26 protein-coding genes are annotated in these 24509 nt (G+C 61.6%); 20 read left to right on the top strand and 6 right to left on the bottom strand.

Translation table 11 applies throughout. From position 1 onward, the window contains the following. The first annotated feature begins 41 nt into the window (after positions 1-41). The 14 genes from GOX53_RS02375 to GOX53_RS02310 all read left to right on the top strand — a co-directional run bounded on the left by GOX53_RS02375 (position 42) and on the right by GOX53_RS02310 (position 14492). Complete coding sequence (locus GOX53_RS02375; RefSeq protein WP_171173378.1) at positions 42-308, top strand: transcriptional regulator; 267 nt, start codon at positions 42-44, stop codon at positions 306-308. Beyond that, positions 245-1093 carry a glycosyltransferase family 2 protein gene (locus GOX53_RS02370; protein WP_256415796.1) on the top strand — a complete coding sequence of 283 codons (849 nt, stop codon included), beginning with the start codon at positions 245-247 and terminating at the stop codon, positions 1091-1093. The genes GOX53_RS02375 and GOX53_RS02370 overlap by 64 nt, the downstream gene beginning before the upstream one ends. Beyond that, positions 1086-3209: a YjbH domain-containing protein gene (locus GOX53_RS02365; RefSeq protein ID WP_171173377.1), complete on the top strand. Its 2124-nt coding sequence runs from the start codon at positions 1086-1088 to the stop codon at positions 3207-3209. Before GOX53_RS02370 ends, GOX53_RS02365 begins: the two co-directional genes overlap by 8 nt. Beyond that, a complete protein-coding gene (locus tag GOX53_RS02360) occupies positions 3206-3787 on the top strand; it encodes a YjbF family lipoprotein (RefSeq protein WP_171173376.1) in 582 nt (193 codons plus the stop codon). The genes GOX53_RS02365 and GOX53_RS02360 overlap by 4 nt, the downstream gene beginning before the upstream one ends. A gap of 23 nt (positions 3788-3810) precedes the next feature. Then, positions 3811-5187, top strand: coding sequence for a polysaccharide biosynthesis/export family protein (locus GOX53_RS02355; protein WP_254446423.1), 1377 nt, complete (start codon positions 3811-3813; stop codon positions 5185-5187). Between the two features lie 433 nt (positions 5188-5620). Beyond that, positions 5621-6634, top strand: a complete 1014-nt coding sequence (locus tag GOX53_RS02350) for an NAD-dependent epimerase/dehydratase family protein (RefSeq protein WP_171173375.1) — start codon at positions 5621-5623, stop codon at positions 6632-6634. A gap of 18 nt (positions 6635-6652) precedes the next feature. Continuing rightward, positions 6653-7936, top strand: coding sequence for a Vi polysaccharide biosynthesis UDP-N-acetylglucosamine C-6 dehydrogenase TviB (gene tviB, locus GOX53_RS02345; protein ID WP_171173374.1), 1284 nt, complete (start codon positions 6653-6655; stop codon positions 7934-7936). 51 nt (positions 7937-7987) lie between these two features. Next, positions 7988-9256 carry a lipopolysaccharide biosynthesis protein gene (locus GOX53_RS02340; RefSeq protein ID WP_171173373.1) on the top strand — a complete coding sequence of 423 codons (1269 nt, stop codon included), beginning with the start codon at positions 7988-7990 and terminating at the stop codon, positions 9254-9256. Further along, positions 9240-10514: a hypothetical protein gene (locus tag GOX53_RS02335; protein ID WP_171173372.1), complete on the top strand. Its 1275-nt coding sequence runs from the start codon at positions 9240-9242 to the stop codon at positions 10512-10514. The genes GOX53_RS02340 and GOX53_RS02335 overlap by 17 nt, the downstream gene beginning before the upstream one ends. Beyond that, on the top strand, positions 10511-11263 hold the full coding sequence (locus GOX53_RS02330) for a hypothetical protein (protein ID WP_171173371.1): 753 nt from the start codon (positions 10511-10513) through the stop codon (positions 11261-11263). The genes GOX53_RS02335 and GOX53_RS02330 overlap by 4 nt, the downstream gene beginning before the upstream one ends. Continuing rightward, the gene (locus GOX53_RS02325; RefSeq protein ID WP_171173370.1) at positions 11260-12414 is read left to right on the top strand and encodes a glycosyltransferase; all 1155 of its coding nucleotides are present in this window, start codon (positions 11260-11262) and stop codon (positions 12412-12414) included. The genes GOX53_RS02330 and GOX53_RS02325 overlap by 4 nt, the downstream gene beginning before the upstream one ends. Then, positions 12411-12953 (top strand): acetyltransferase, encoded by a 543-nt coding sequence (locus tag GOX53_RS02320; RefSeq protein WP_217351628.1) that lies wholly within the window; start codon positions 12411-12413, stop codon positions 12951-12953. The genes GOX53_RS02325 and GOX53_RS02320 overlap by 4 nt, the downstream gene beginning before the upstream one ends. 4 nt (positions 12954-12957) lie before the next feature. Further along, a complete protein-coding gene (locus GOX53_RS02315) occupies positions 12958-13596 on the top strand; it encodes a bifunctional 2-polyprenyl-6-hydroxyphenol methylase/3-demethylubiquinol 3-O-methyltransferase UbiG (RefSeq protein WP_171173368.1) in 639 nt (212 codons plus the stop codon). 2 nt (positions 13597-13598) lie between these two features. After that, on the top strand, positions 13599-14492 hold the full coding sequence (locus GOX53_RS02310) for a glycosyltransferase family 2 protein (RefSeq protein ID WP_171173367.1): 894 nt from the start codon (positions 13599-13601) through the stop codon (positions 14490-14492). Positions 14493-14509: 17 nt separating this feature from the next. Here the strand turns inward: GOX53_RS02310 and GOX53_RS02305 are convergent, their stop codons facing one another. After that, complete coding sequence (locus GOX53_RS02305) at positions 14510-15724, bottom strand: glycosyltransferase family 4 protein (RefSeq protein ID WP_171173366.1); 1215 nt, start codon at positions 15722-15724, stop codon at positions 14510-14512. A gap of 192 nt (positions 15725-15916) precedes the next feature. On the opposite strand from GOX53_RS02305, the gene GOX53_RS02300 reads away from it, so the two are divergent. Further along, positions 15917-16147, top strand: a complete 231-nt coding sequence (locus tag GOX53_RS02300) for a type II toxin-antitoxin system Phd/YefM family antitoxin (protein ID WP_171173365.1) — start codon at positions 15917-15919, stop codon at positions 16145-16147. Beyond that, positions 16144-16533 carry a type II toxin-antitoxin system VapC family toxin gene (locus GOX53_RS02295; protein ID WP_171173364.1) on the top strand — a complete coding sequence of 130 codons (390 nt, stop codon included), beginning with the start codon at positions 16144-16146 and terminating at the stop codon, positions 16531-16533. Before GOX53_RS02300 ends, GOX53_RS02295 begins: the two co-directional genes overlap by 4 nt. Positions 16534-16575: 42 nt before the next feature. Here the strand turns inward: GOX53_RS02295 and GOX53_RS02290 are convergent, their stop codons facing one another. After that, on the bottom strand, positions 16576-16746 hold the full coding sequence (locus GOX53_RS02290; protein ID WP_171173363.1) for an RSP_7527 family protein: 171 nt from the start codon (positions 16744-16746) through the stop codon (positions 16576-16578). A gap of 243 nt (positions 16747-16989) precedes the next feature. On the opposite strand from GOX53_RS02290, the gene GOX53_RS02285 reads away from it, so the two are divergent. Further along, on the top strand, positions 16990-17304 hold the full coding sequence (locus GOX53_RS02285; protein WP_171173362.1) for a MocE family 2Fe-2S type ferredoxin: 315 nt from the start codon (positions 16990-16992) through the stop codon (positions 17302-17304). A gap of 15 nt (positions 17305-17319) precedes the next feature. Here GOX53_RS02285 and nagA read toward each other — a convergent pair whose 3' ends face one another. Genes nagA through GOX53_RS02265 form a run of 4 tightly spaced genes read right to left on the bottom strand, consistent with a single transcriptional unit; the run spans position 17320 to position 21180 of the window. After that, positions 17320-18498, bottom strand: coding sequence for an N-acetylglucosamine-6-phosphate deacetylase (gene nagA / locus GOX53_RS02280; RefSeq protein WP_171173361.1), 1179 nt, complete (start codon positions 18496-18498; stop codon positions 17320-17322). Then, positions 18495-19526 (bottom strand): SIS domain-containing protein, encoded by a 1032-nt coding sequence (locus GOX53_RS02275; protein WP_171173360.1) that lies wholly within the window; start codon positions 19524-19526, stop codon positions 18495-18497. The genes nagA and GOX53_RS02275 overlap by 4 nt, the downstream gene beginning before the upstream one ends. A gap of 8 nt (positions 19527-19534) precedes the next feature. Then, the gene (locus GOX53_RS02270) at positions 19535-20302 is read right to left on the bottom strand and encodes a GntR family transcriptional regulator (RefSeq protein WP_171173359.1); all 768 of its coding nucleotides are present in this window, start codon (positions 20300-20302) and stop codon (positions 19535-19537) included. After that, on the bottom strand, positions 20299-21180 hold the full coding sequence (locus tag GOX53_RS02265; RefSeq protein ID WP_171173358.1) for a BadF/BadG/BcrA/BcrD ATPase family protein: 882 nt from the start codon (positions 21178-21180) through the stop codon (positions 20299-20301). Before GOX53_RS02265 ends, GOX53_RS02270 begins: the two co-directional genes overlap by 4 nt. Positions 21181-21337: 157 nt before the next feature. On the opposite strand from GOX53_RS02265, the gene GOX53_RS02260 reads away from it, so the two are divergent. The 3 genes from GOX53_RS02260 (at position 21338) to GOX53_RS02250 (ending at position 24502) form a co-directional block, all read left to right on the top strand. Continuing rightward, positions 21338-22231 (top strand): N-acetylmuramic acid 6-phosphate etherase, encoded by an 894-nt coding sequence (locus GOX53_RS02260; RefSeq protein ID WP_171173357.1) that lies wholly within the window; start codon positions 21338-21340, stop codon positions 22229-22231. A gap of 33 nt (positions 22232-22264) precedes the next feature. Continuing rightward, on the top strand, positions 22265-23515 hold the full coding sequence (locus GOX53_RS02255) for an ABC transporter substrate-binding protein (RefSeq protein ID WP_171173356.1): 1251 nt from the start codon (positions 22265-22267) through the stop codon (positions 23513-23515). A 72-nt stretch (positions 23516-23587) separates the two neighbouring features. Next, positions 23588-24502, top strand: a complete 915-nt coding sequence (locus tag GOX53_RS02250; protein ID WP_171173355.1) for a carbohydrate ABC transporter permease — start codon at positions 23588-23590, stop codon at positions 24500-24502. Positions 24503-24509 lie beyond the last annotated feature (7 nt).

Below are 24509 nucleotides of genomic sequence, written 5' to 3'. Positions count from 1 at the left end.
TGACTGACGACAAATCGAAAATCCCTGCGCCGGACCCTCGGTTGACCGGAAAGCAAATACGCGCCGCACGTGGCGTTCTAAACTGGTCTGTTCGGGCATTGGCTGAAGCCTCTGGTGTTGGTAGCGCTACGATCACCCGATACGAGATGGTGGATGGGGTCCCGCAATCCCGCAAAGGTAACCTGGATCGCCTGCGCACCGTGTTCGAGGCGCACGGTATCCGTTTCGTCACCGACCGCCGGGATTGTTATGGACTACTTTTCGAAATCCCCGAGGTCCGGACCCGCCGCAAGGAGGCGGAGACCTGAAAATATCGGTCGTCACCGCGGTCCTCAACCGCGCCGCGACGGTCCAAGAGGCGTTGGACAGCGTTGCCGCTCAAAGCTGGCAGGACGTGGAGCATGTGGTGCAGGATGGCGGGTCGACCGACGGGACACTGGAGATTCTGCGCGCGCAGAGCGGAACGATTTCGCTGGAGAGTGCCCCGGATGGCGGACTTTACGACGCGATCAACCAGGGTATCTCGCGGTGTCGTGGCGATGTGATCGGGCTGATGCAATCAGATGACGTTTTTGCCGGTTCGGATGTGCTGATCCAGGTGGCCGGAGCATTTCGGGACCCGAACGTGCAGGGGGTTTACGGCGATCTCGACTACGTTTCGGTGCGTAACGCACGGGTGGTCCGGCGCTGGCGGGCTGGGCCGTATCGCCGAGCGTTGTTGCGGCGGGGCTGGATGCCGCCGCACCCTACGCTCTACCTGCGGCGCGAGGTGTTCGAGACGATGGGCGCCTATGACACCTCATATCGGATCGCAGCGGATTACGAAGCCATGCTACGTTGGCTATGGCGCGGAAGTATTCGGCTGGCCTATCTGCCCCAAGTCATGGTTCGGATGCGCCTTGGGGGCGTGAGCAACCGGTCGCCACGGCAAATCCTGCGCAAGAGCGTTGAGGATTACCGGGCCCTGCGAAGCAATCAGGTTGGCGGTCTCGGCACGCTGGCGTTGAAGAACACCCGCAAGATCGGTCAGTTTCTGCCAGCGCGTGCAGTGGCGCCCTGCTTGACCGAGAGCGATGGCAGAAGTCATGCTTGACATCCAAGCCGTTGCTTTGGCCGCGATCCTGAGCGGGGTCTGCGCCCTGCCCGCCGCGGGCGAGCCCGGCATCGCCACGACCTACAACACATATGGTTATCCCGGCCTGATCGACATGCCGTCGGCACACAGCCGCCCGGATGCCGAGCTTGCCCTTAACGTAAGTCATTTCCGCAACACCACCCGGACAACGCTGACCTTCCAGATCACGCCGCGCCTGTCGGGCAGTTTCCGCTATTCCAACCTTTACGAACTCAAGGGACCCTCCCCCGGCGCCCCGGTGCGGGATTTCATCTATGACCGCAGCTTTTCGCTCCACTACCGGTTTCTTGATGAAACCCGGCGCAGGCCGGCGGTTGCAGTGGGGCTTAACGATTTCTTCGGCACCGGCATCTATCAGTCGGAATATCTGGTGGCCTCAAAAACCGTGCACCCGTCGGTGCGGGTAACCGGCGGCATCGGCTGGGGCCGTCTGGGCAGTGCGGGTTCGTTCCGCAATCTACTGTCCTATGTATTGGGCAGTCGGATGGACACCCGTCCGGGGCGGCTGGGGGACGAGGGCAGCAAGCTTGAGGCGCAGAACTGGTTCCGAGGACCCGCCGCCCTGTTCGGCGGGGTCGAATGGCAGGCCAGCGACAGGCTGAAGCTGACGGCCGAGTATTCTTCGGACGTGTATCCGCAAGAGGATGGCATTGCCTTTGAGCGCAGGATTCCGGTCAATATGGGCGCCACATACCGGTTGCGGCCCGGCGCGCATTTGTCCCTCAACTATCTGCACGGATCCGAACTGGGTGTGAACCTGTCCCTTGCGCTCAACCCAAAGGACCCGCCGAATGGCGGAGCCCGGGACAAGGCACCGCCGCCGGTGGTTGCACGAACACCCGATGCCGCGCAACTGGGTTGGGCACCCAAAGATGTAAAAGGCGACGACCTTAGCGAGCGGGCGACCCGGGCGCTGGCGGCGATTGATCTCGAACTTCACTCTCTGCGGATCACCGGAGACACTGCACGGGTTGTGTTTCGCGGCACCTCTCGCACCCGGTCGGGGCAGGATATCGGCCGCACCGCCCGGGTGCTCACCGGCATCCTGCCGCCAGCGATCGAGACCTTCGAAATCGTGCCGATGGTCAGCGGGTTGACCCCCACTCAGGTGACGCTGAACCGCTCGGACCTGGAGGCGTTGGAATATGAGTTCGACAGCAGCTGGTCCAGTTATGCCCGTGCCCGGATTGACTCGCTGGAACGGGTCGTCCCCCTGCCCACCGACACCTATCCGATCTTCCGGCCAGGCTTTGGCCCCTATCTGCAGCCGGCACTGTTCGACCCGGACGAGCCGGTGCGGCTGGATTTTGGGATTGAGGCGCGCGCCACGCTGGAACCGGCCCGCGGACTGATCTTTCGCGGCGCGGTGCGCAAGCGGTTGGTGGGCAATCTCGACGGGTCCACCCGGCCTTCGGATTCGGTACTGCCGCATGTACGGAGCGATTTCGCCCTTTACGACCGCGAGGGCGATCCGGCGATCATTGAACTCACCGGCGCACAGTATTTCCAGCCCAGCCGCGACCTCTACGGCCGGGTGACGCTGGGATATCTGGAACCGATGTTCGGTGGTCTTTCCGCGGAGCTTTTGTGGAAACCGCTGAACAGCCGGTTCGGCTTCGGGGTCGAGCTGAACTACGTCCGCCAGCGCGATTTTAATCAGCTCTTCGGCTTTCGGGACTACCGGGTCCCCACCGGGCATGCGACCGGCTATTGGCAGTTCGACAACGGCTATCACCTGCGTGTCGATGCAGGGCGCTATCTGGCAGGCGATTGGGGCACTACCATCGCACTGGATCGCGAGTTCAAGAACGGTTGGAAGGTCGGCGCCTTTGCCACTTTCACCAATGTCTCGGCCAGTGAATTCGGCGAGGGCTCGTTCGACAAGGGCATCGTGGTCACCATTCCCATCGACTGGATTTCAGGCGAGCCCACGCGCGACGATTTCACCACCGTCCTGCGTCCGGTGCAACGCGACGGTGGCGCCAGGCTCGAAGTCGCCGGACGTCTTTATGAGACGGTGCGGGGGCTGCGCGGGCGCGATTTGCAGAACAACTGGGGCAGGTTCTGGCGGTGAGGTTCCTTCTGTTGTGTCTGCTGCTGGCCGCCTGTGCGCAAAAGGCGCCGCATCCGCGTCAGGTGCTGACACGCGAAGGGCTGAATACCAGCGACGACCCCTTGCTACTGGCCGAACTGGCGGATCTGGAGACCGCCGCCACATTAGCCCCGTCCAGCCGCAATGGCGCGGTGCGGACCTGGGCCTCGGGCGATCGGGTGTCGCTGTCGCTCCGGCACGGCGTGCTGGTGGCAAGCCGGGGCCTGGGGCATGATCTGATGAGTGCCGATGTCGGCAACACCCTGGACATGCTCGATGGTCAAACGAGCGGGTATTACGAGCGGTTCCATACCTATCTGGACGGCGAATACCAGACCCTCTACCGCACCTTTAGATGCAAGCGATCCGGCGCGCGCGCCGAGCGGATCGTCATCTTCGACCGGCCTCAGGATACGACGCGGATTGAAGAACACTGCGTCTCGCCCGGCCTCAAGCTGACAAATATCTACTGGCGCGGCCCGGACGGTTTTTTGTGGAAAACACGGCAATGGGTCAGCCCGGGCGCGGGCTATCTGACGACCGAACGGCTGATCCGATGAGGCCCCCAAGTTACGGAACGAACATGAAACGGATGATTCCCCGAACCAGAGCAGGCGCCGGACTGCTTGCCGCTTGCCTGATGCTAGGTGCATGTGGCGTCACCTATACCAGCCCGCGTGTCTCGAACCAGCTCGAGGGCGTGGCGGTGCGCGAGGTGCTGTTGACCGCGCAAACGGTTCTGGTGGCCAACAAGACCACGCCCTACACCCCGCGCAGCCTGCCTCAGGCCTTCTATCAAACCGCCGGAACCGGCGGTGGCCTGCGCTTTGCCGAACGCCTGCCGGAGCAGCCGGTCGTGCCCGACCTTGCCCCCGAACCATTGGAGTTGCGCGCGCCGCCACAGGTGACGCCACCATCCTACCGGATCGGTGCGGGGGACGTGGTCACGCTGGCCACCCGCAACACCGGGTCCGCGAACGACCTGAGCGGTCTGCTCGCAACCCAGAACCGGCGTGAGGGTTATACAGTGCGCGACGACGGCGCGATCTCGATCCCCGATATCGGCCCGGTGCGGATCGCAGGCCTGTCGCTGAAAGATGCCGAGGCCGCCCTGTTCGACGCTCTGATCGCCCGCCAAATCGACCCGGCCTTTTCGCTGGACGTGGCCGAGTTCAACTCCAAGCGCGTGGCCGTAGGTGGCAAGGTTGCCAGCCCTCGCATCGTGCCGGTCGCGCTGAGCCCGCTGACCTTGGGCGAGGCGATCACTGCCGCCGGGGGCATTACCTTGCGCGACCGCGAATATGCCTCGATCCGCATCTACCGCACCGGCGATCTGTATCAGATCCCGCTTGAGGATTATCTGCGCCGTCCCGATCTGCAACGGCTGAACCTGCTGAACGGCGACGCGGTCTATGTCGATACCAGCTACGATCTAGACCGGGCGCTGAAATTCTATCGCGAGCGGGTCGACGTGATCAGCCTGAGCCGGCAGGCCCGGGCCGATGCGCTGACAGAACTGGACCTTGAGGTCGACCTGCGCCGCAGTCAGTTGGAAGAAACCCGCGACAACTTTCAGGACCGTGTGCAGCTTGATGCCGAGGGGCGCGACTACATCTATCTGGGCGGAGAGTTCCGGAACAACGCCCGTATCCCCCTGCCCTACAATCAGCAACTCAAACTGGCCGACGCGCTCTTCTCGCAAGGCGGCTATAGCACCCGGACCGCCGATGCCTCGCATATCTACGTGCTGCGCAGCTCGACCCATCCCGAAGAATTCGGTGCGGTGACCGCTTGGCATCTGGACGCGCGCAACCCGGCTGCCCTCGCGGTTGCGGCCCGGATGGAAATGCGACCCGACGACATCGTGTTTATCCAGGAACAGCCCATAACCTCATGGGGCCGGGCGCTGGACCAGTTCCTGCCGTCCCTGTTGAACGCCGGGCTGGATGCAGCAAGCTGATGACATCTCGCCGAAAAACTTTCCCTTACGTCAGAATTCGACTCTTCTGGATGCAAAATTCGGTATATTCTGCGCGGGAAAAGATTGATTTTTGTGTGGTACAAGCGGTAACGAGGACCCATAGTTAATGTGTCGTGGAATTCCTCCCCGGACGTTGCGGACGTTTGTTGCCCGCATCGAGTGTCAAAAGTTGAGTATGTATGACTTTGTGTAACATGGACATTAAAACAGCAGTTTTGCTGCATTTTCTCCAATCCACCATCGAAACACCTCCCGGCATCATGTGCGGGACGCGACAGTGTGTTGACTGTGTGGCCAGCACGCTTTGAGGGCTGTCGCGTGAACGAATTAACCTTTACCAATAGATCAAGACATTGACCCTGCCGCGGAAACGATTGCTCCCCCTTTTTCTGCGCAGAACATGAGGAACGTAATGAAAAAAGTACTTGTAACCGGAACCGCTGGTTTTATCGGGTTCCATCTTGCCAAACTGCTGCTGTCCGAAGGGTTCCGCGTGCACGGCTACGACGGGATGACGGATTATTATGACGTCACCCTGAAGCAGCGCCGTCACCAGATGTTGCTGCAGACCCCAGGATTTTCGGCCACCGAGGATCTGTTGGAAAACCACGAACGCCTGACGCAGGTGGCGGACGAGTTCGAACCGGATGTGATCGTGCATCTGGCCGCGCAGGCCGGTGTTCGCTACAGCCTGGAAAACCCACGCAGCTATATCGACTCGAACGTGGTGGGCACCTTCAACGTCATGGAGGTGGCGCGGGTGCACAAGGTTGACCATCTGCTGATGGCGTCCACCTCGTCGGTCTATGGCGCGAACGAAGACATGCCGTTCACCGAAGTGGAAAAAGCCGACACCCAATTGACCATCTACTCGGCGACGAAAAAAGCCAACGAGGCGATGGGCCATTCCTATGCCCACCTGTGGAACCTGCCCACAACCATGTTCCGGTTCTTCACCGTCTACGGCACTTGGGGGCGGCCAGATCTGGCGCTTTACAAGTTCGTGGATGCAATCCTCGATGACCGTCCGATCGACATCTACAACCATGGCAACATGTACCGCGATTTCACCTATGTGGACGATCTGGTCCGGGGTATCCGTCTGCTGATCGACGCGGCCCCTGTTTGCCCCGAGCGAAAAAAGGACATCGAAGAGGGCGACAGCCTGTCACCGGTCGGTCCCTTCCGCGTCGTCAATATCGGCAACGGGGACAAGGTGCGTCTGCTGGATTTCATCGACGCGATTGAAGATGCGCTCGGCAAGAAGGCGATCCGAAACTACATGCCCATGCAGATGGGCGATGTGCCCGCCACCTGGGCAGATACGTCTTTGCTGAAAAGCCTGACCGGCTATGCGCCGCAAACGGATTTCCGCGACGGGATCGCACGATTTGTCGAGTGGTTCCGTGACTACCACAACAAGTGACTTGGACGAGTTTGTTTCATGACGCTACCAGATATTAACTCTTTGAAAATTGCCGTGATCGGCCTGGGCTATGTTGGCCTGCCGCTGGCGGTGGCCTTTGGTAAAACCGGTCCTGTTGTCGGCTTTGACGTCAATCCCGGCCGCATTGACGAGTTGAAACGCGGTCAGGATTCGACGCTGGAGGTCGAACCGGACGAACTGACCGAGGCCGCGCAGCTGTCCTTCACCACCGACCCTGCCGGTATCGCCGATTGCAACGTCTTCATCGTCACCGTTCCCACCCCGATCACCGCGAACAAGCGCCCGAACCTGACGCCGCTGATCCACGCCTCGGAAACTGTGGGCGATGTGCTGAAGTCCGGCGATCTGGTGATCTACGAATCCACCGTCTATCCCGGCGCAACCGAAGAGGATTGCGTGCCGGTGTTGGAACGGGTCTCGGGCCTAACGTTCAACACTGACTTCTTTGCCGGTTACAGCCCCGAGAGGATCAACCCCGGCGACAAGCAACACCGTCTTCCGAATATCTGCAAGGTCACCTCTGGCTCGACGCCCGAGATCGCCGATCTGGTCGATGCGCTTTATGGACGGATCATTGAAGCCGGGACCCACAAAGCCGAAAGCATCCGCGTGGCCGAAGCCGCCAAGGTGATCGAGAACACCCAGCGCGATCTGAACATAGCTCTGGTCAACGAACTGGCCATCATCTTCGGCCGCATGGGTATCGACACCGAGGCAGTATTGCAGGCGGCGGGCACCAAGTGGAACTTTCTGCCCTTCCGTCCCGGTCTGGTTGGTGGGCACTGTATCGGGGTCGATCCCTACTACCTGACCCACAAGGCCGAGGCCGTGGGCCATCATCCGCAGATCATTCTGGCGGGGCGTCGGCTGAACGACGGGATGGGCAGCCATATCGTCTCGCAACTGGTCAAGCGGATGACCCAGAAGGGGATCAATGTCGGCGCTGCGCGCGTGCTGGTGCTGGGCCTGACCTTCAAGGAGAACTGCCCGGATTTGCGCAACACCCGCGTCGTTGATATCGTGGAAGAACTGCAAAGCTACGGTATCGAAGTCGACGTGCACGACCCGCATGTTGACGCGGCTGCGGCTCAGGCGGAATACGGCATCTCTCTGGTGTCCGAGCCGCAATCGGGCGCCTATGACGGCATCATTCTGGCCGTTGCGCACAAGGAATTCCTGGCGCTTGATGCTGCCCAGCTCCGCGCCTTTGGCAAGGCCGAGAATGTGCTGTTCGATGTCAAATCCTGCCTGCCAAGAGAGGCCAGCGACCTGCGTCTCTGACGCGGGCCACTCCATACGGACCATGCCACCCCGTTGACCGGATCGGTTCTATTGGCCGCGCACCCCCGGCGTTTGCGGGGTGAGGCGCTGTGGGTCGTGCTGGGCCAGATCGGCGTGCTGACCGGTACGCTGGCGTTGGTGCGGGTGCAGACCGGGCTGCTCTCGCCCATTGGCTACGGGCAGCTCGCGCTGGCCATGACAGCGTTCGGCTTTGGCCAAACCGTGGTTTTCGGTGGATTGAACATGGCGATAACGCGGCTCTACGCTCCGGCGCACGCGGGCGGAGGGCTCACCAATTATCTTCACACCGGCAAGCGCGCGCTTTTGTGGCTATCCGGGTTCTGGTGCATGGCTCTGCTCCTACTCGCCCTGACCCTTTTCGCAAGTGCCCACTCCGAATGGGCGGCAATCGCCCTGATGGTTTTGCCCTATTCACTCCTGAACGGTTGTGTCAGCGTGCTCGTTGCTTTTCACAGTGCTCGTCGTGCCCGCCGCGTCGTGGCATTGCACCAACTGGTCGATGTCTGGCTGCGGGTCGGCGGCGTGTGCCTTGCCGGACAGGTCTTCGGCCCAAGCCTTTTCATTCTCTTCGCAGTTTATGCGCTGTCCAGCCTTATTATTCTAGTTTCGTTGGCCACCGTGTCTCGCTTAACCGACAGTCCCGATAGCTCCAGAAAGGCCGATGCAACGCGTCACGATTTTCTGGCCTATGCTTGGCCAATCTACGTCTGGTCCCCGTTTGTCTGGGCGCAGCTTTCGATCGACCGCTGGGCGCTCGATGCCTTTGCCACCGGAACGGCGGTGGGCCTTTATGCAGCGGCAGCACAACTCACATTTGGCCCGGCGCGGATTGCCCTGACAGCGTTTCTCCGGTTTTTCACGTCGGTTCTGTTTGACGGCATCAGCGATGGCAAAGAGAATATGCCGGTGCTGAGGCGGATTGGCCTCTTCGCTCTGACCGCAACGCTTGCAGGGTTTGCCCTGACCTCCGTCTGGCATGCCAAAATCTTCGCTTTCGCCGCGGGGACCGAATTTCAATCGGCTTCGATCTACCTGCCCTGGCTCCTGCTCGCCGCCGGTCTGATTGCAACCGGAGAAGTCCTCACTCTGACCATCTTGGGCAGACAGGACACCAAGGCATTGATCGCCCCCAAGGTTGCCTCGGCCCTGACCGGGATTTTCCTGTCATTACTCGGCGCCGCATGGATCGGGATCTGGGGTGTTGTCGCGGCACAGGTGGCACATGCCGCCTTGTATCTTATCTGGATCATCACCCGGCTGGCCCCGTCACATATGCGCGGACATGATCGTCCTTCCTGAATATCAGTTTCCTTTGAGTGCTACGCTTGCGTTGCTGGTGTTTCTGCACCTACGTCGCCGTCGGCTGTGTTCGGCCTGCGTGCTCGCGGCACTGCTCGCGTATACGCTCTATCTACTGGCCATCGACTATGCCGACACGGTTGCGCAGGTGCGCGTCTTCTCACATCTGCGGGCCGGGTTTGTGGTCGCAAATTGCGCAATAATCGCTACCTTCGCGGTTTGTTTCCAGCTGGGCCAGTTCGTCGTGACGCGGGTGATGTCCGGGTTGCCTGCCGCTCCGAACCAAATCGCGAAACGCAGCAATGCGGTACTTGTGCCTCTTGTCCTCGGTGCCGCCCTCACGGCGGTGTCGGCGGACGGTTGGTGGCTGTTTGCGCCCTATCCGCAGAACAAAGGCCTGTTCGCCCTTATCCCGCTGGGTGGGGCGGGCGCTGTTGCCAATCTGCTTCTGCTGATCGCCGTGCTCCGGGCCCGGACGCTGCACCTGCATACCCGACTGGCCATGACCGTGTTCTGGCTGACCGCTCTGCACTATGTGCTTGCCGGAGATCGCGGGTCGCTGTTGTTTCTCACCCTCGGCCTTTACGCCTGTCGCCTGCAGGCCCAGCCACGGTTCACCCTGCGTACCGTTGCGGAAATGGCGGTGCTGGGTGCCGGAATGCTGGTTCTGCTGGATCAGATCTCGGCCCTGCGGTCCTGGGGGAATGCCCCCCTATCCAGCGCGAGTTTTCTGGAAGAGATCGACTTGCTTCCCCAGTCCATCGCCCACACGGCCCATGCCATCGATATTCGGCTGTCAGGGCTGGAGCCCCTGCCTGGCGGTCTGCCTGCGTTCGCCTTGACGCTGCTGATACAGATCGTCCCCTCGGGTCTGCTGCATTTTCTGGGCATTGAGACCTACAACGGCCCCGTGCTGCTGTCAGATTACGTCACCCATGGCGGCGGTTTCCTAGTCCCGGCCGAACTGTTCTTTGTCGGAGGGTTGGGCACGGTGGCGGTGATTGGAGCCTATTTTGGCGCCATCGCAGCGCTCAATGATCGGATTGCGCAACGGGCCGCAGCCCGAAGCGACACGCTGATGACGATACTGGTATTGCTGGCCGCGGCCTCGACCTTCTACACCATGTTCTACGGGGTGCAGGCCCTGCACCGGATGCTGACCCTGCCGATTGTCTTTCTGGCCGCCCGAACACTCCTGCGCACGGTACTCAGGGGCGTCCCAACACTCCGCGCACTCGGCCCGGGAGCGGCCCGGTGACCTTCCCCGCCCCTGCCCGAGCCGCGCGCAAGGGCACCGCCCTTTGGTTGTCTCGCGGGCTGTCCAGCCATGCCACACGGCTCTACTCCACAACGCTGGCGCGTCACCGGTCGGTAGCCGTGTGCGGCTATCCACGCTCAGGCACGTCATGGATCAGCGCAGTGTTGGCAGGCTACTACGGCCTGCCCGTCCCACGCCACTACAGGTGGCCGCAACTCTACCCGCAGGTCCTGCACACTCACGATCTGCGTCTTGGCGCCCTGTTCCGCGTCTTCTATCTGATCCGGCCTCCGCGCGCCCTGTTCGTCTCGCTCTTTGTCAAACGATACGGTCTGACCGACGCCGCTCTCGGCCCCGCTGATGCACTGCGCGACCGGTTCACTGCCTTTCTGCAAGCCGAACTGGCGCGTCCGCACGAGGCCCCGTGCCGCTGGTCCAGCCATGTCTCGGCGGCTTTTGATCGGTTCGGCGCCCAGGCAATGTTGGTCTATTCCCGTTCCACCGACGGCATGGCAAAGCAACTCGCCCACCGTATCAAAGGCCTAGACGGCCAATGCGACCAGACCCGCCTGCGTAAGCTCATGCAGGTGCCGCCAGGTACTTCTGCTCCAACAACGATTACCCCGCCCCGTGCCCGCACCTTCGACTGGTTCGATGACCGAAGCGAGGCGCTGATCCAAGCCGAACTGCACCGGCTGCACGCGATCTGTCCTGCAGCGCGCAACTTGCCCCTGTTCGACGCCGAATGACCGCACACACCCACAATCCGCTGCGTATCCTGCACGGCATCCCGTCGCTGGATCTGCGCCATGGCGGTCCTAGCCAGAGCGTCGCTGGGTTGGTCTCAGGCCTCGCAGCACTCGATCACGCACCAGCAAAAGTGGCGGTGATGTGCAGGCTGGACCCGAACGAACCCCACCTATCCACATTTGCCGCCCGGCATCCGGTAGAGTTCCTGCATGACCGCCATTGGTTGCCCTGCGCCGGGTCGTTTCGACGGATCGGCCAGGCGGTGGCCGGGGCGGATATCGTTCACGTCCATTCCTATTGGAATGCGTTTGCCGCCACCTTGCTTCATGCCGCTCGCCGCGCCGGGAAGCCGGTGGTGCTGTCCCCGCGCGGCTGCCTACACAAGGAGGCCATCGCCTATTCGTCGCCCCTGCCCAAGCGCCTTTTCGGCACACTCGCGGGGCATCGGCAGTTGGCCGGAATAGCCGGGTTCCACTTTCAAAGCGCCGAAGAGGCGCAGCACAGCCTGACTGGTCACGGTTCGGCGCCCGCGCTGGTGGTGGATAACGGGGTCGAGATCCCGGACGCGCGGATGACTCCGGACGAGGCGCGCGCGGTCACCTTCGGCGCGGGGCCTGCGCAGCTCAACCTGCTGTTTCTAGGGCGACTGAACCGGATCAAGGGAATCGACCTGCAACTCCGGGCGCTGCAGCACCTGCGCGCCTTCGGTTTGGATGCGGTGCTGCACCTCGTTGGCCCGGATGGCGGCGATCTGGCGCGGTTGTGGACGCTGGCCCGCGATCTCGGCGTGGGCCAGCATCTGCACGTGCACGGGCCCGTCTTCGACACCCGCAAACATCTCTGGCTGCGCGGAGCCGACGCCGTTCTGATGTCGTCTGAGTTCGAGAACAACTCCAACACCGCGCTAGAGGCGATGGCAGCCGGAGGTGTGCTGGTCGCAACCCAGGGCTCGGTGCCCGTCTCGGCGGTCCGGGCAGGCGCAGCGGTCTGCACCGAACGGTCCGCACAGGCGCTTGCGGTCGCAGTCAGGGCTATGACCCGCCCACAGGCACAAACACAGCGCGCGCGGGCCGTGGCCTATGTGCAGGCGCATCACGGCTGGCCAAGCCGTGCACAGAGAATGCTGGATTTCTACCAGTGCCTTCTATGATCGACGTCGCCGCAAACCGTCTCGCGCATAAATGGTCGCGCCGGGAGCAGGTCGCACGGATACTCTGGGCACTGGCCTACCCCGCTTTTCGCCTCAGCCCACGTATCCGCTGGGGCTGGCGTCGCTGGTTGCTGTGCCGCTTCGGGGCAACTGTCGGTGCGCAGGTGCATGTCTATCCGTCGGTCCGCATCACCATGCCGTGGAACCTTACGCTGAGCCCTGGTTGTGCGGTGGGAGACCGAGCCATCCTGTATGCTCTGGGACCGATCTCAATCGGCGCGCGGGCCACGATCTCGCAGGGCGCGCATCTCTGCGCCGGCACACATGATCATACCCGCGCGGACCGGCCCCTGCTGAAACGCCCGATCACCATCGCGCCGGATAGTTGGATCGCGGCAGAGGCTTTCATCGGTCCCGGGGTCGAAATCGGCCCCCGCAGTATTATCGGCGCGCGGGCGGTCGTCATGAAATCCGTCGGACCGGGCCTGATCTTGGCCGGAAACCCGGCCTGCCAAATCGGAACGGCGACAGAGGAGTAATGCGATGAGCACAGACATCCCGATTTCGGGCTATGGCTACGCGGATGCCGGACTGAACACCTCGCATGGTTACCTGCTGCCGGCCTTGCGGCAGGAACTAGCCGGGTTGCGCCGCCTTGGTGCAACGACCCTCTTTGATCTGGGTTGCGGCAATGGCAGCGTGGCTGCTGCACTGGCGGCAGAGGGCTGGTCTGTCACCGGCGTCGATCTCTCCACCGACGGAATCGCGCAGGCGAACCGGTCGTATCCTGGTCTGCGGCTCGAAATGGGATCGGCCTACGACGATCTGGCCACGCGCTATGGCCGCCATCCGGTGGTGATCAGTCTAGAGGTTGTCGAGCATCTTTACGCCCCGCGCCGCTATGCCCGGACCCTGTTCGATCTGACTGAGTCCGGCGGCACCGCGATCATCTCAACCCCTTATCACGGCTACTGGAAAAACCTCGCCCTGGCGCTCAGCGGCCGGATGGACGCGCATTTCACCGCCCTCTGGGATCATGGCCACATCAAGTTCTGGTCCATCCACACTCTGCGCCTTTTGCTTGAGGAGATCGGGTTCACCGATATCCGTTTTCACCGCGTGGGCCGCATCCCGCCATTGGCAAAGTCGATGATCGCCATCGCCCACCGGCCTGAGCGGTAAGCGTGCCTCTCACCGCAATCATCCTCACCCAAGATGAGGAACGCCACATTGCGCGCGCAATCGCATCCGTGGCCACGGTGGCGGATCGCGTTTTCGTGGTGGACAGTGGTTCGATCGACCGCACCCGCGAGATTGCGGCGTCGGCGGGGGCGACGATCCTCAGCCATCCTTGGCGTAACTATGCGACGCAGTTCAACTGGGCATTGGAGCAGCTGCCCGCCGATACCGAATGGGTGCTTCGGCTGGACGCGGATGAGATTGTCACACCGGGGCTGCAAACGGAAATCCTTGAAAACCTGCCCGTGGCGCAGTCTGAAATTCAAGGCATCCACGTCGCGCGGCGGATGAACTTTCTGGGCGGACCTGTGCAGTGGGGCGGTGTGTTTCCGATCCGCGTGCTGCGCCTGTTTCGGCACGGCGCGGGTCACTGCGAGAACCGCTGGATGGACGAACATATCATGGTCGAGGGGCCGGTGATGGCTTTCGGGGGCGAAATCCTCGACGACAACCTGAACTCGCTCAGTTGGTGGATCGACAAACACAACCACTATGCCAGCCGCGAGGTGGTGGACCTACTGAACCTTGAATACCACTTCCTGCCCCACGACAGCGTGGCCGATCTGCGCGGAGGTCAGGCAGGGGCCAAACGCTGGGTCAAGGAACGGCTTTATGCCCGCCTGCCCTCCGGTCTGCGGGCGGGGGCCTATTTTCTCTACCGCTATGTGCTGCGGCTGGGCTTTCTGGACGGGCGCGAAGGCCGGGCGTTTCACGTCCTGCAGGGGTTCTGGTACCGGTATCTGGTGGATACTAAACTGCGTGAGGTGAAGGCCCATATGCGACGCGAGCAGGTGGACGCGACGCAAGCGATCCGCGCGATTTTGGGCATCGACCTCTGATCCCACTGCAGGTTTGATCAGGCGCTGCTCAGCACTTCACCTTCCTGCAAAAGGCCCAGCTTGTTCAGCAGGATCGTGTTGATCCGCGCCACGTCGAATTCGGCCTCGGCATGGCTCCGTGCAGCCGCGCCCATCTGAACGACAAGGTCCGGGTTCTCCATGAACCGCGCCATGGCCTCAGCCAATCCCTGCGGGTTGCGGACCGGAGTGACGAAACCGGTCACCCCCTCCTCCACCGGTTCGGCACAGCCCGGCGCGTCTGAGGTGATGATGGCGCGGCCGGTCGACATCGCTTCGAGCACGGTGCGGGAAATCCCCTCGCGATAGGAGGGCAACACGAAGACCGAGCAGGCCGAGAGATAAGGGCGCACGTCGCTGGTCTCGCCCAGATACTCGATGATCCCCTCAGCCTCCCATGCCTTGAGATCTTCGGGCTGGACCGAAGCTGGGTTGGCATCGAGCGGCCCCAGCAGCTGACAGCGCGCCTCGGGCCATTGGGTGCGCAGCAGCCGCGCGGCCTCGACATATTCGAACACACCCTTGTCGCGCAGCAGCCGTCCGATCATCAGAAAAACCGGCGCGCCCTTGGGCGGGTCCGACGGCGGGTAGCGATCCAGATTGACGCCCGAGCCCGGCACGATGTCCAGTCGCGTTTGCGGGCCGATCAGCCGGTTGGTGCGAAACTCATCGGCATCCGCATTGTTGTAGACCAGTGCTTCCTCGGCGCCTTTCAGCGCGCGGCGATAAAGCTGTACAGATAGCGCGCGGATCAGCTTTTTCTTCAACCCGCTGTCACCGTCATCGACAAAGACGTAACCCAGCCCGGTGCAGAGTGCGAAGCGGCGCGGCACCCGAGCCAGCCGAGCGGCAAGACCGCCGTAGATGATCGGCTTCATCGTGTAGGGAAAGACGATATCGGGCCGGAACGCGCGAAACGCCGCATAAAGCGCACGCAGCGTCGCCAGATCCTGCAGCGGGTTCACCCCGGTTCGCGCCATAGGGATCTGTACGAAGCCAATACCAAGCTCGGCCAGTGCTGCCTCGGTCTCGGGATGTGCATCCGGGGCGCATGCCATCACTTCGGCCCGGGCGGACAATTCCTTTAGGAAGTCGAGACGGAAATTGACCAGCGAAGACGTCAGACTGGCGACAACCGCGATCTTTGGCTTTCGCCCGTCATCCAATACTTGCGCCCCGGTCCTTGCGGAGTGCCGTTCAGAATTGTCACGCATCAGATCAGTACCGTATAACTAATTTAGAAAAATGCTTGGGACGACCTTGCCGCAGCCTCGGCCATTGTCAACGAAAACCAGCCAGAACCACCGTCGCAACCGGATGCGGATAGCACCCCCGGAATTGACTTTTGCGTGGGAGCATTTAAGTTAGCTAATGTAGCTAATTCCGTTGAACCGAGGATCTGCGCCATGCAGTACAATGTCCACGCCGCCAAAAGCCAGCTGTCCAAGCTGATCGAGGCCGCCCTCGCGGGTGAGGAGGTTGTGATTGCCAAGGGCGCAAAACCGGTCGTGCGGTTGGTGGCTATTCCGCAATCGGGGTTCAAGTTCGGCGCTTTGGCCGGAAAGCTGGGCGATGTGCCGGATTTCCTTGAACCGCTGCCGGAAGATGAACTGGAGGCCTGGGAAGGCGCGGAATGAGCGCTGTCTTGCTAGACACGCACGCCTGGGTGTGGTCGTTTGCCGATGATGCCAGGCTATCACGCCCGGCCCGCACTGCGATTGAACTGGCCAATGCGGTCTATGTCAGCCCCATCAGCTTTTTCGAGATCGGGCAGAAAGTGCGGCTTGGCAAATGGCCTGAGATGGAGCCTTATGCCGATGGGCTGGGTGATATCCTGCGCAATCAGGGAGGCGTCGCCGCGCCATTCACACCCGAGATTTGCCTACACGCGAGCCTCAGGGACTGGTCACATCGTGATCCGTTTGACCGGTTATTGGCGTCATCTGCCGAGCTGGCCGGGCTGACACTGATCTCAAAGGACAGCGTGTTTTCCGAGGTGAAGGGGCTTCATCTTGTCTGGTGACCGATGACCGGAGCCGAGCCACCGCGCTAAATATCTAAGCCGTCAATTCGACGACGCGGTTTTCACGGCCGATACGTCGCGCCGCAAAAGATGCCGGATGCTTTCAACAATTGCAGTGAACATGTTCCTGATCGCCTCGGCCCGGAGTTGAGCGGCCCGGCGCTGGATTTCATAGATCTCGTTCTGGGTCGGGAAGTTGGTTTCGAAGTTCATCGGAGTTGGCTCTGTATTGAGTGGTTATGGATTGAACAAGTCACGCTGCACATAAGCCTGCCCACAGATGGCTGCACCAGACAAATCTCCAAACCCGCCATGCAGAAAATGCATGGTTTACGGGCCCACCAAAAAGCCCGGCGCGTGAGAGGCGCGCCGGGCGAAATACTCGCCGGACGTACTGGGAGGTAACTTCAGGCGAATATCTGTCTGCACAGGCCGATGCAATGGCGAAAGACCCGCATGAGCAACTGGATACGCGTTTGCGCCCCAGACGATATCGAGACCGAAGACCTGATCCGCCTCGACCACGACGAGCGCACCTTTGCGATCTATCGCAGTCCGGATGATGAGTTTTTCTGCACTGACGGCCTATGCACCCACGAAGAAGTGCATCTCGAGAACGGGTTGGTGATCGATTACATCGTGGAATGCCCGATGCATAACGGCCAGTTCGACTACCGCACGGGGGAGGCGAAACGCTCTCCGGTCTGCGTCAACCTCAAGACCTATCCGGTGAGGGTCGAGGGGGGCGATCTGTTCGTGGATATCGGGTAAGACGGTGATGGGGGTCTAGTGATGGGACGCACCGCCGGCGGCAAACCGGACTTCACCCAGTTGCCAGACCCTGAGCAGGTCTTTTGATTGGCCCAGATGCAGAAAATCGGCCTGCGCGCCGGGTTCCAGACGCCCCAGGTGACTTTGGCCGATCAGGTCGGCGGGAATGCGCGTCGCCATGTCCAGAGCCGTTTCGATTGGCAAATCCGCCATCCCGGCCACGTTATGGACTGCAGTAATCAACTCAAGATGTGCGCCAGCCAGCGTGCCATCCGCCAGAGTCAGGCGATCCCCCTGACGGCGAATTTCGCGGCTATTCAATCGGAATGTGGCGATGTCCGATCCTGCAGTCGCCATAGCATCGCTGACTAGGAAAATCCTGCCGGGCCCCGCCTTGGCGCACAGAGCATTTCGCAGCGAAGCGGCGTGGACGTGTATCCCATCTGCGATAAGCCCCGCAGACAACTCGCCAAGCGCCAGCACCGCACCAACGACGCCGGGCTCGCGATTTCCCATCTGGCTTTGCGCGTTGAACAGATGCGTGACGCAGCGCGCCCCGGCTGAGACCGCCGCCTGGCAATCTTCGAATGTCGCATCCGTATGGCCCAGCGACACCAGAACCCCTGCCTCTTTCAGCGCTTCGATCTGCGCTGGCGACACACTTTCCGGGGCAACCGTGACTTTCAGCACCGGCAGTCGCTCTGCGGCGTCAAGCAACTGGGTAAGATCGGCATCCTCCATTGGCCGGATCAGGGTGTCGTCATGCGCCCCTTTGCGCTTGTGAGAGAGGTGGGGGCCTTCCAGATGCAGGCCCGCGATGCCCGCTACGCCTTCGGAAATCGCTTGCACCGAGGCGTCAATGGCCCGTGATACAACCTCGGCGGTGTCGGTGATCAGCGTCGGCAGGATCGACGTGGCGCCGATATGCGCATGCGCCTCAGCCATGCGCCTTAACGTGGACAGCTCCGGCGTGTTGTTGAACATCACACCACCGCCGCCGTTGACCTGAAGGTCCACAAAACCGGGCGACAGCATCCCTCCGTCCAGATGTGTGACCCTGGCATCCGCTGGCATCTCTGCCTCAGGCACGATCGCTTCGATCCGGTCGGCGCGATACAGCAGCGCACATCCGGGGCGCACTCCGTCCGGCGACAGAATATCAGCTCCGGTGATGGCCTTCAGCGCGTCTTTCATACCGTTTCAGTGACCTTGTTCAGATGGCGCGGCGCATCCGGGTCAATTCCCCGCGATGCGGCGAACGCCTCGACCATGGAGTAGAAGGATACAATCAAACTAAGCGGATCGGTAAGCGCGTGGCCAGTGCGAACATGGTCGATGCAGGCTGCACTTTTTACCTTGTCCGTGGTTGCAAAGACCTTTGCGCCCTTTGTGCTGATCTGGTCGGCGATATCGGTCAGGGCCTGTTCGGCCGCATCGGCGGCGGCAAAGCTGAGAACCGGGAACCCCTCTTCGACAATCGACACCGGGCCATGCAGCACTTCGGCAGAGGAATAGCTCTCAGCGTGCAATTGACACGTCTCCTTGAATTTCAGCGCCGCCTCATTGGATACGGCCAACGCCTGCCCCCGGCCCAGCGTGAACAGGGATGAGCGGGCTCCGATGGCTTCGCGCACCTCGGGCCAGTCGATGCGGGTGGCGGCCTCCAGCTGCTGCGGCAGGGCGTGAATGGCCGCAAGCAGGGCCTGATTGCGATCCCATTCCGCCAGCAACCACAGACCTGCCACGGCAGACGTGACGAAGGTCTTGGTGGCGGCCACACTCAGCTCGGGGCCCGCCTGGATGTCGACGGTATGTGCGCTTGCCTCGGCCAGCGGTGATCCTGCGTTGTTGGTCAGGGCCAGTGTCATCGCCCCGTCCCGCCCCGCGTTGCGCGCCATGGCGACGATATCGGGGCTTTTGCCTGACTGGGATACCGAGAGGCACAGGCCTTGCTGCAATTTCAGCGTCGAGTCGTAGATCGAGGCCACCGATGGTCCGACCGATGCCACCGGCACCCCCAGCAGGATTTCCGAGGCGTATTTCAGATAGGTGCACACATGGTCGGACGAGCCGCGCGCCACGGTCATGAGGAACACCGGATCAAGCGCCCGGGCCGCATCCGCGACGGCGGCAATGTCATTCTCGCACCGGCTGAGCAATCGGTCGACGGCGTCTGGGATTTCGTCAATCTCGCGACGCATCCGGGTGATCTGGGTCTGCATGTTTGGTCCTAGCTGTTGCCCAAGCGCAGTTCCGCCACAAAGTCGTAGGCGTCGCCGCGATAGATGGAACGGGTGAATTCGACAACCCGCCGGTTCGGCAGGTACGAGGTGCGCACGATCCGCAGACCGGCAGCACCGGGCTCGACGCCCAAGAGCGTGGCGTCTTCTTCCTCGAGGTTGATAGCCGAGATCCGTTGCAGCGCCCGCACCGGGCGGTTACCGTCACGTTCGAGTACTTCATAGAGCGAGGTATCAACCAACTGCGGGTTCGGCAGGATGTCGGTGGGCAGCGAGGCGCGCTCGATCGCCATCGGCTTGTCATTGGCGCGGCGCAAACGCGCGATGCGGGCGACGGACTCGCCTGATGAGAGGGCCAGTGCCATCACTTCCTCTGGCGAGGGGACATGGATGCCCCGCTCTAGCCACTCACTGGAGGAGCTCAGGCCACGCCGCACCATATCCTCGGTAAACGAGGTCAGGCGGGACAGTGATTGCTCAACTTTCGGCGTGCCGTCCGAGACGAAGCTGCCCGAGCCCTGCCGCTGCACGATGATGCCCCTGTCGACCAGATCCTGCATGGCCCGGCGCACAGTGACCCGGGACAGGCCGGTCAGACTGGCAATCTCGCGCTCTGCGGGCAGAGGGGCACTTTCGGCGAGCAGGCCTTGCTCGATGCTTTCCTCGATCCGCTTGCGCAACCGCACATAGCGCGGGCCGGCGGCATCCTGCATCCAACTGCCTGACTTCAGGAAACTCTCGATGGTGTCGGTTGTCATGCCACCCCCCGACTGCTTCGTTCTGCCAACCTACGGGCCAGTTCCAGCGCGCCGTCCAGCGCAGTGCCAAGCGGCTCGGTCAACGCCATGCTAGGTGGCAGATAGTCCGCGTAGTGCGCCGCAACGCCCCCGACGGCACAAACCGGTTCGCCATCCTCGTATCCGAGCGCACGCAGCCCGGTTTCGATGTATTGTGCCCCGGCTTGCATCAACTCTTGCCCCACACTGTCGCCGTTTCGGGCTGCCTCGATGACCTCTGGGGCAAACTTCGCGAAGTCGGCAGGCCGGGCAGTGCCGGAAAACGCCACGATACGCGCGGCGTCATTTTCGAACCGCTCAAGACAAGCCGTGACCAGTGGGCTGGCCGACATCGCACCATCTAGCGCCAGCAGGGCCCGCCTGAGCAGCCCGAGCCCCAACCAATTGCCCGAGGCCTCATCCCCGACAATCGGTCCATACCCGCCGGCGAACTTGATCCCACCCGAGGCCTGACGGGCCAGAAACGATCCGGTCCCGATGCCGATCAGACACCCGCTTCGGCCCCGCAGCGCTCCCACGACGGCTGAGCGGCGGTCATCCTCAATCTCAATGATGCGCGCTGGCAGCCGGGTAGCGACCTGGTGTGCGGCGTCCTGATCGGTCACGCCCGCCAGCCCAGCGTAAACCGGGATGTCCGGCAACATCGACGGCTGCAGGCCAGCGCGCAGTAAAACCTGCGCCATCCCGTCCAGCAGCGTTTGCACCGCGCGCTCGCGATTGGTGAAGACATTGGCGCCTCCAAGCTTTACGTCCTGCCGTCCCGTCGGGGTTTGCAGGGCAAATCGGCACGAAGTTCCGCCACCGTCGATCGCCATCAGATATGGGTGAGACTCAACCATGTAGATACCTATATAATACCTTTCGGATCAAAAAAAGACCTTTACTGCCTTGGTAGCTGAAAAATCGGCCACTTTGGCGGATTTCAACCCAATCACAAACAAAAGGTAGACAAAAGGTATTATATAGGTATTAAATCTAGAGCCAAAGGGGAATCACATGACGCCGCAAGTGCTGCCGCAAACCGAAACGCTGCGTGATGAGGCCGTAGGGCTGGACCTGCGCCCGGACACCGAAATACTGGAGCGCCTGTTGGCGGGCCAGCAGGCCGCTCTGGCTGCGCTCGATGCGTGCTTGCCGCAGATCTCGGTTGCCGCAAACCTACTTGCTGAGACAATCCGGGCCGGCGGGCGCATCCACTATGCCGCCGCGGGGTCGTCGGGGCTGATGGGGCTGGCGGATGGAGCAGAGCTGCCGGGAACATACGGCCTGTCGCCGGATTGCATCGCAATCTGCATGGCGGGTGGCGTACCCACCAGTGCCGAGATGCCTGGGCACACTGAAGATGACACGGAAGAAGCGCAGCAAGCTGTGTCTCAGGCGAAATCCGGTGATGCTGTGATTGCCATTTCTGCAAGCGGATCAACACCCTACCCGCTGAAATTCGCACAAATGGCGCGTGCCGCAGGGGCCCACACCATTTGCATCGCAAACAACGCCGACGCCGCGCTTTTCGATCACGCGACCTGCGCCATTCATCTGGATACTCCGCCCGAGATCATCGCCGGGTCCACCCGGATGGGCGCGGCCACGGCACAGAAGGCGGCGCTCAATATGATGTCCACGCTGATGGGGATCCGGCTGGGTCATGTGCATGACGGACTGATGGTCAACGTGATTGCGGACAATCGAAAACTGCGGGGCCGCGCGGAGGGGATCGTCCGGAAAATCACCGGCGTCTCGGACACTGTGGCCCGCGATGTGTTGGAACAGGCGGCAGGTGACGTAAAGCAGGCAATCTTGCTGGCGTCAGGCGCAAGGAACCATGCGCAGGCGCGACACCTGCTGGAACAATCGGGCGGGCACCTGCGGCCTGCTTTGAAGCAGCTTTGAACCGGAATTTATATCAACAGGGAGAGAAGACATATGAACCGGAAAACACTGAGCGCGATGCTACTGGCCTCGACTGCCCTGGGCGGCGCGGCCCATGCCGAAATCACTCTGACCATTGAAAGCTGGCGCAATGACGACCTGACACTGTGGCAGGAAAAGATTATTCCGGCGTTTGAGGCGCAGAACCCTGATATCAAGGTAAAATTCACCCCCTCGGCCCCGGCGGAATATAACGCGGTGCTGAATGCGAAGCTGGATGCGGGCTCGGCCGGGGATCTGATCACCTGCCGTCCGTTCGATACGTCACTGGGGCTTTACGAGGCCGGGCATCTGGCCGACCTGTCGGATCTTGGCGGCATGGCCAATTTCTCGGACGTGGCCAAATCCGCTTGGCAGACCGACGATGGCTCGGCCACCTTTTGTGTGCCGATGGCTTCGGTGATCCATGGGTTCATCTACAACAAGGACGCGTTCGAGGAGCTGGGCCTGTCGGTGCCGGAAACCGAGGCGCAGTTCTTTGAAGTGCTCGACAAAATCCAAGAGGACGGCAGCTATATCCCGATGGCCATGGGCACCAACGACCAATGGGAAGCGGCCACCATGGGCTATAACAATATCGGCCCGAACTACTGGAAGGGGGAAGAAGGCCGTCTGGCGCTGATTGACGGATCGCAGAAGCTGACCGATGAGCAATGGGTCGCCCCCTATCGGCAACTGGCCAAATGGGGCGCATATCTGGGCGATGGGTACGAGGCGCAAACCTATCCCGACAGTCAGAATCTGTTCACACTGGGCCGCGCCGCCATCTACCCCGCCGGTAGCTGGGAGATCAGCGGCTTCAACAATCTGGCCGATTTCGAGATGGGCGCGTTCAAGCCGCCGGTCCCGAACGAAGGCGACGGCTGCTATATTTCGGACCATACCGACATCGCCATCGGCCTGAACGCGGCCTCGCCCAATGCCGAAGCGGCCCGAACCTTCCTCGACTGGGTCGGCTCGGAAGAGTTCGCCACGATCTACGCCAATGCCCTGCCCGGCTTCTTCTCACTGTCGAGCTTCGACGTTGCGATGGACGACCCGTTGGCGCAGGAGTTCGTCAGCTGGCGCGGCGAGTGCGGATCGACCATCCGTTCGACCTATCAAATCCTGTCGCGCGGCACGCCGAACCTTGAGAATGAGACCTGGAACGCTTCGGCTCAGGTGATCAAGGGCGCCGAGACACCCGAGGACGCGGGCAAGCGTCTGCAGGACGGTCTGGCCACCTGGTACGAGCCGCAGAAATAACAACGACCACTCACGCAACCTGGCCCTGGGCACACGTTGCCTAGGGCGCCTTTAAACCGCTGGGATGGAATCATGGGAAAGAGCCGTATCAGATGGCATATCGTCGTGTTTCTGGCACCTGCGGTGCTGGTCTACACGGCTGTGATGATCTTCCCGCTTTTCAACACGTTGCGGCTGGCTCTTTACACCGAGGTTGAACAGTCGCGCGTCTTTGTCGGGCTGGACAACTTTCGCAGGCTGTTCGGCGATCCGCTTTGGTCCGAGGCGTTCTGGAACGCGCTCGGCAACAACTTTTGGTTCTTCTTCATTCACATGCTGGTGCAGAACCCGATCGGTATCGCGCTGGCCGCGATCCTCAGCCACCCACGTCTGCGCTTTGCCGCCTTTTATCGGTCGGCGATCTTCATTCCGACAATTCTCTCTTTTGTTATAGTAGGTTTCGCGTGGAAGCTCATCCTTTCACCGATCTGGGGTATCGCGCCCGATATGCTTAAGGCGATTGGATTGAAATCGCTCTACGCGCCATGGCTGGGTAAAGAGGAATATGCGCTGACCACGCTGGCGCTGGTCTCGGTCTGGCAGTTCGTGGGCATCCCGATGATGCTCATCTACGCCGCGCTCCTGTCGATCCCGGAAGAGATTCTTGAGGCCGCCGAGGTCGAGGGCATCACCGGCATGTCCGCCTTCTGGAAGATCAAGCTGCCGCTGATCCTGCCGTCCATCGGCATCATCTCGATCCTGACATTCGTGGGCAACTTCAACGCTTTCGACCTGATATATGCAGCACAGGGTGCGCTGGCGGGACCGGATTTCTCGACCGACATCCTTGGCACGTTCATGTACCGCACCTTCTTTGGCTTTCAGTTGCAACTTGGCGATCCGCATATGGGCTCGGCCATCGCAACGAGCATGTTCGGCATCATTCTGACCGGCGTCTGCATCTATCTGTTCGTGATCCAGACCCGTATCCGCCGGTATCAGTTCTGAGGGGCCG

The organism is Ruegeria sp. HKCCD8929, assembly GCF_013031405.1.
GTDB lineage: Bacteria > Pseudomonadota > Alphaproteobacteria > Rhodobacterales > Rhodobacteraceae > Ruegeria.
Note: the sequence above shows the minus strand (reverse complement) of the source record. Positions and strands in the feature narration are given on the sequence as shown.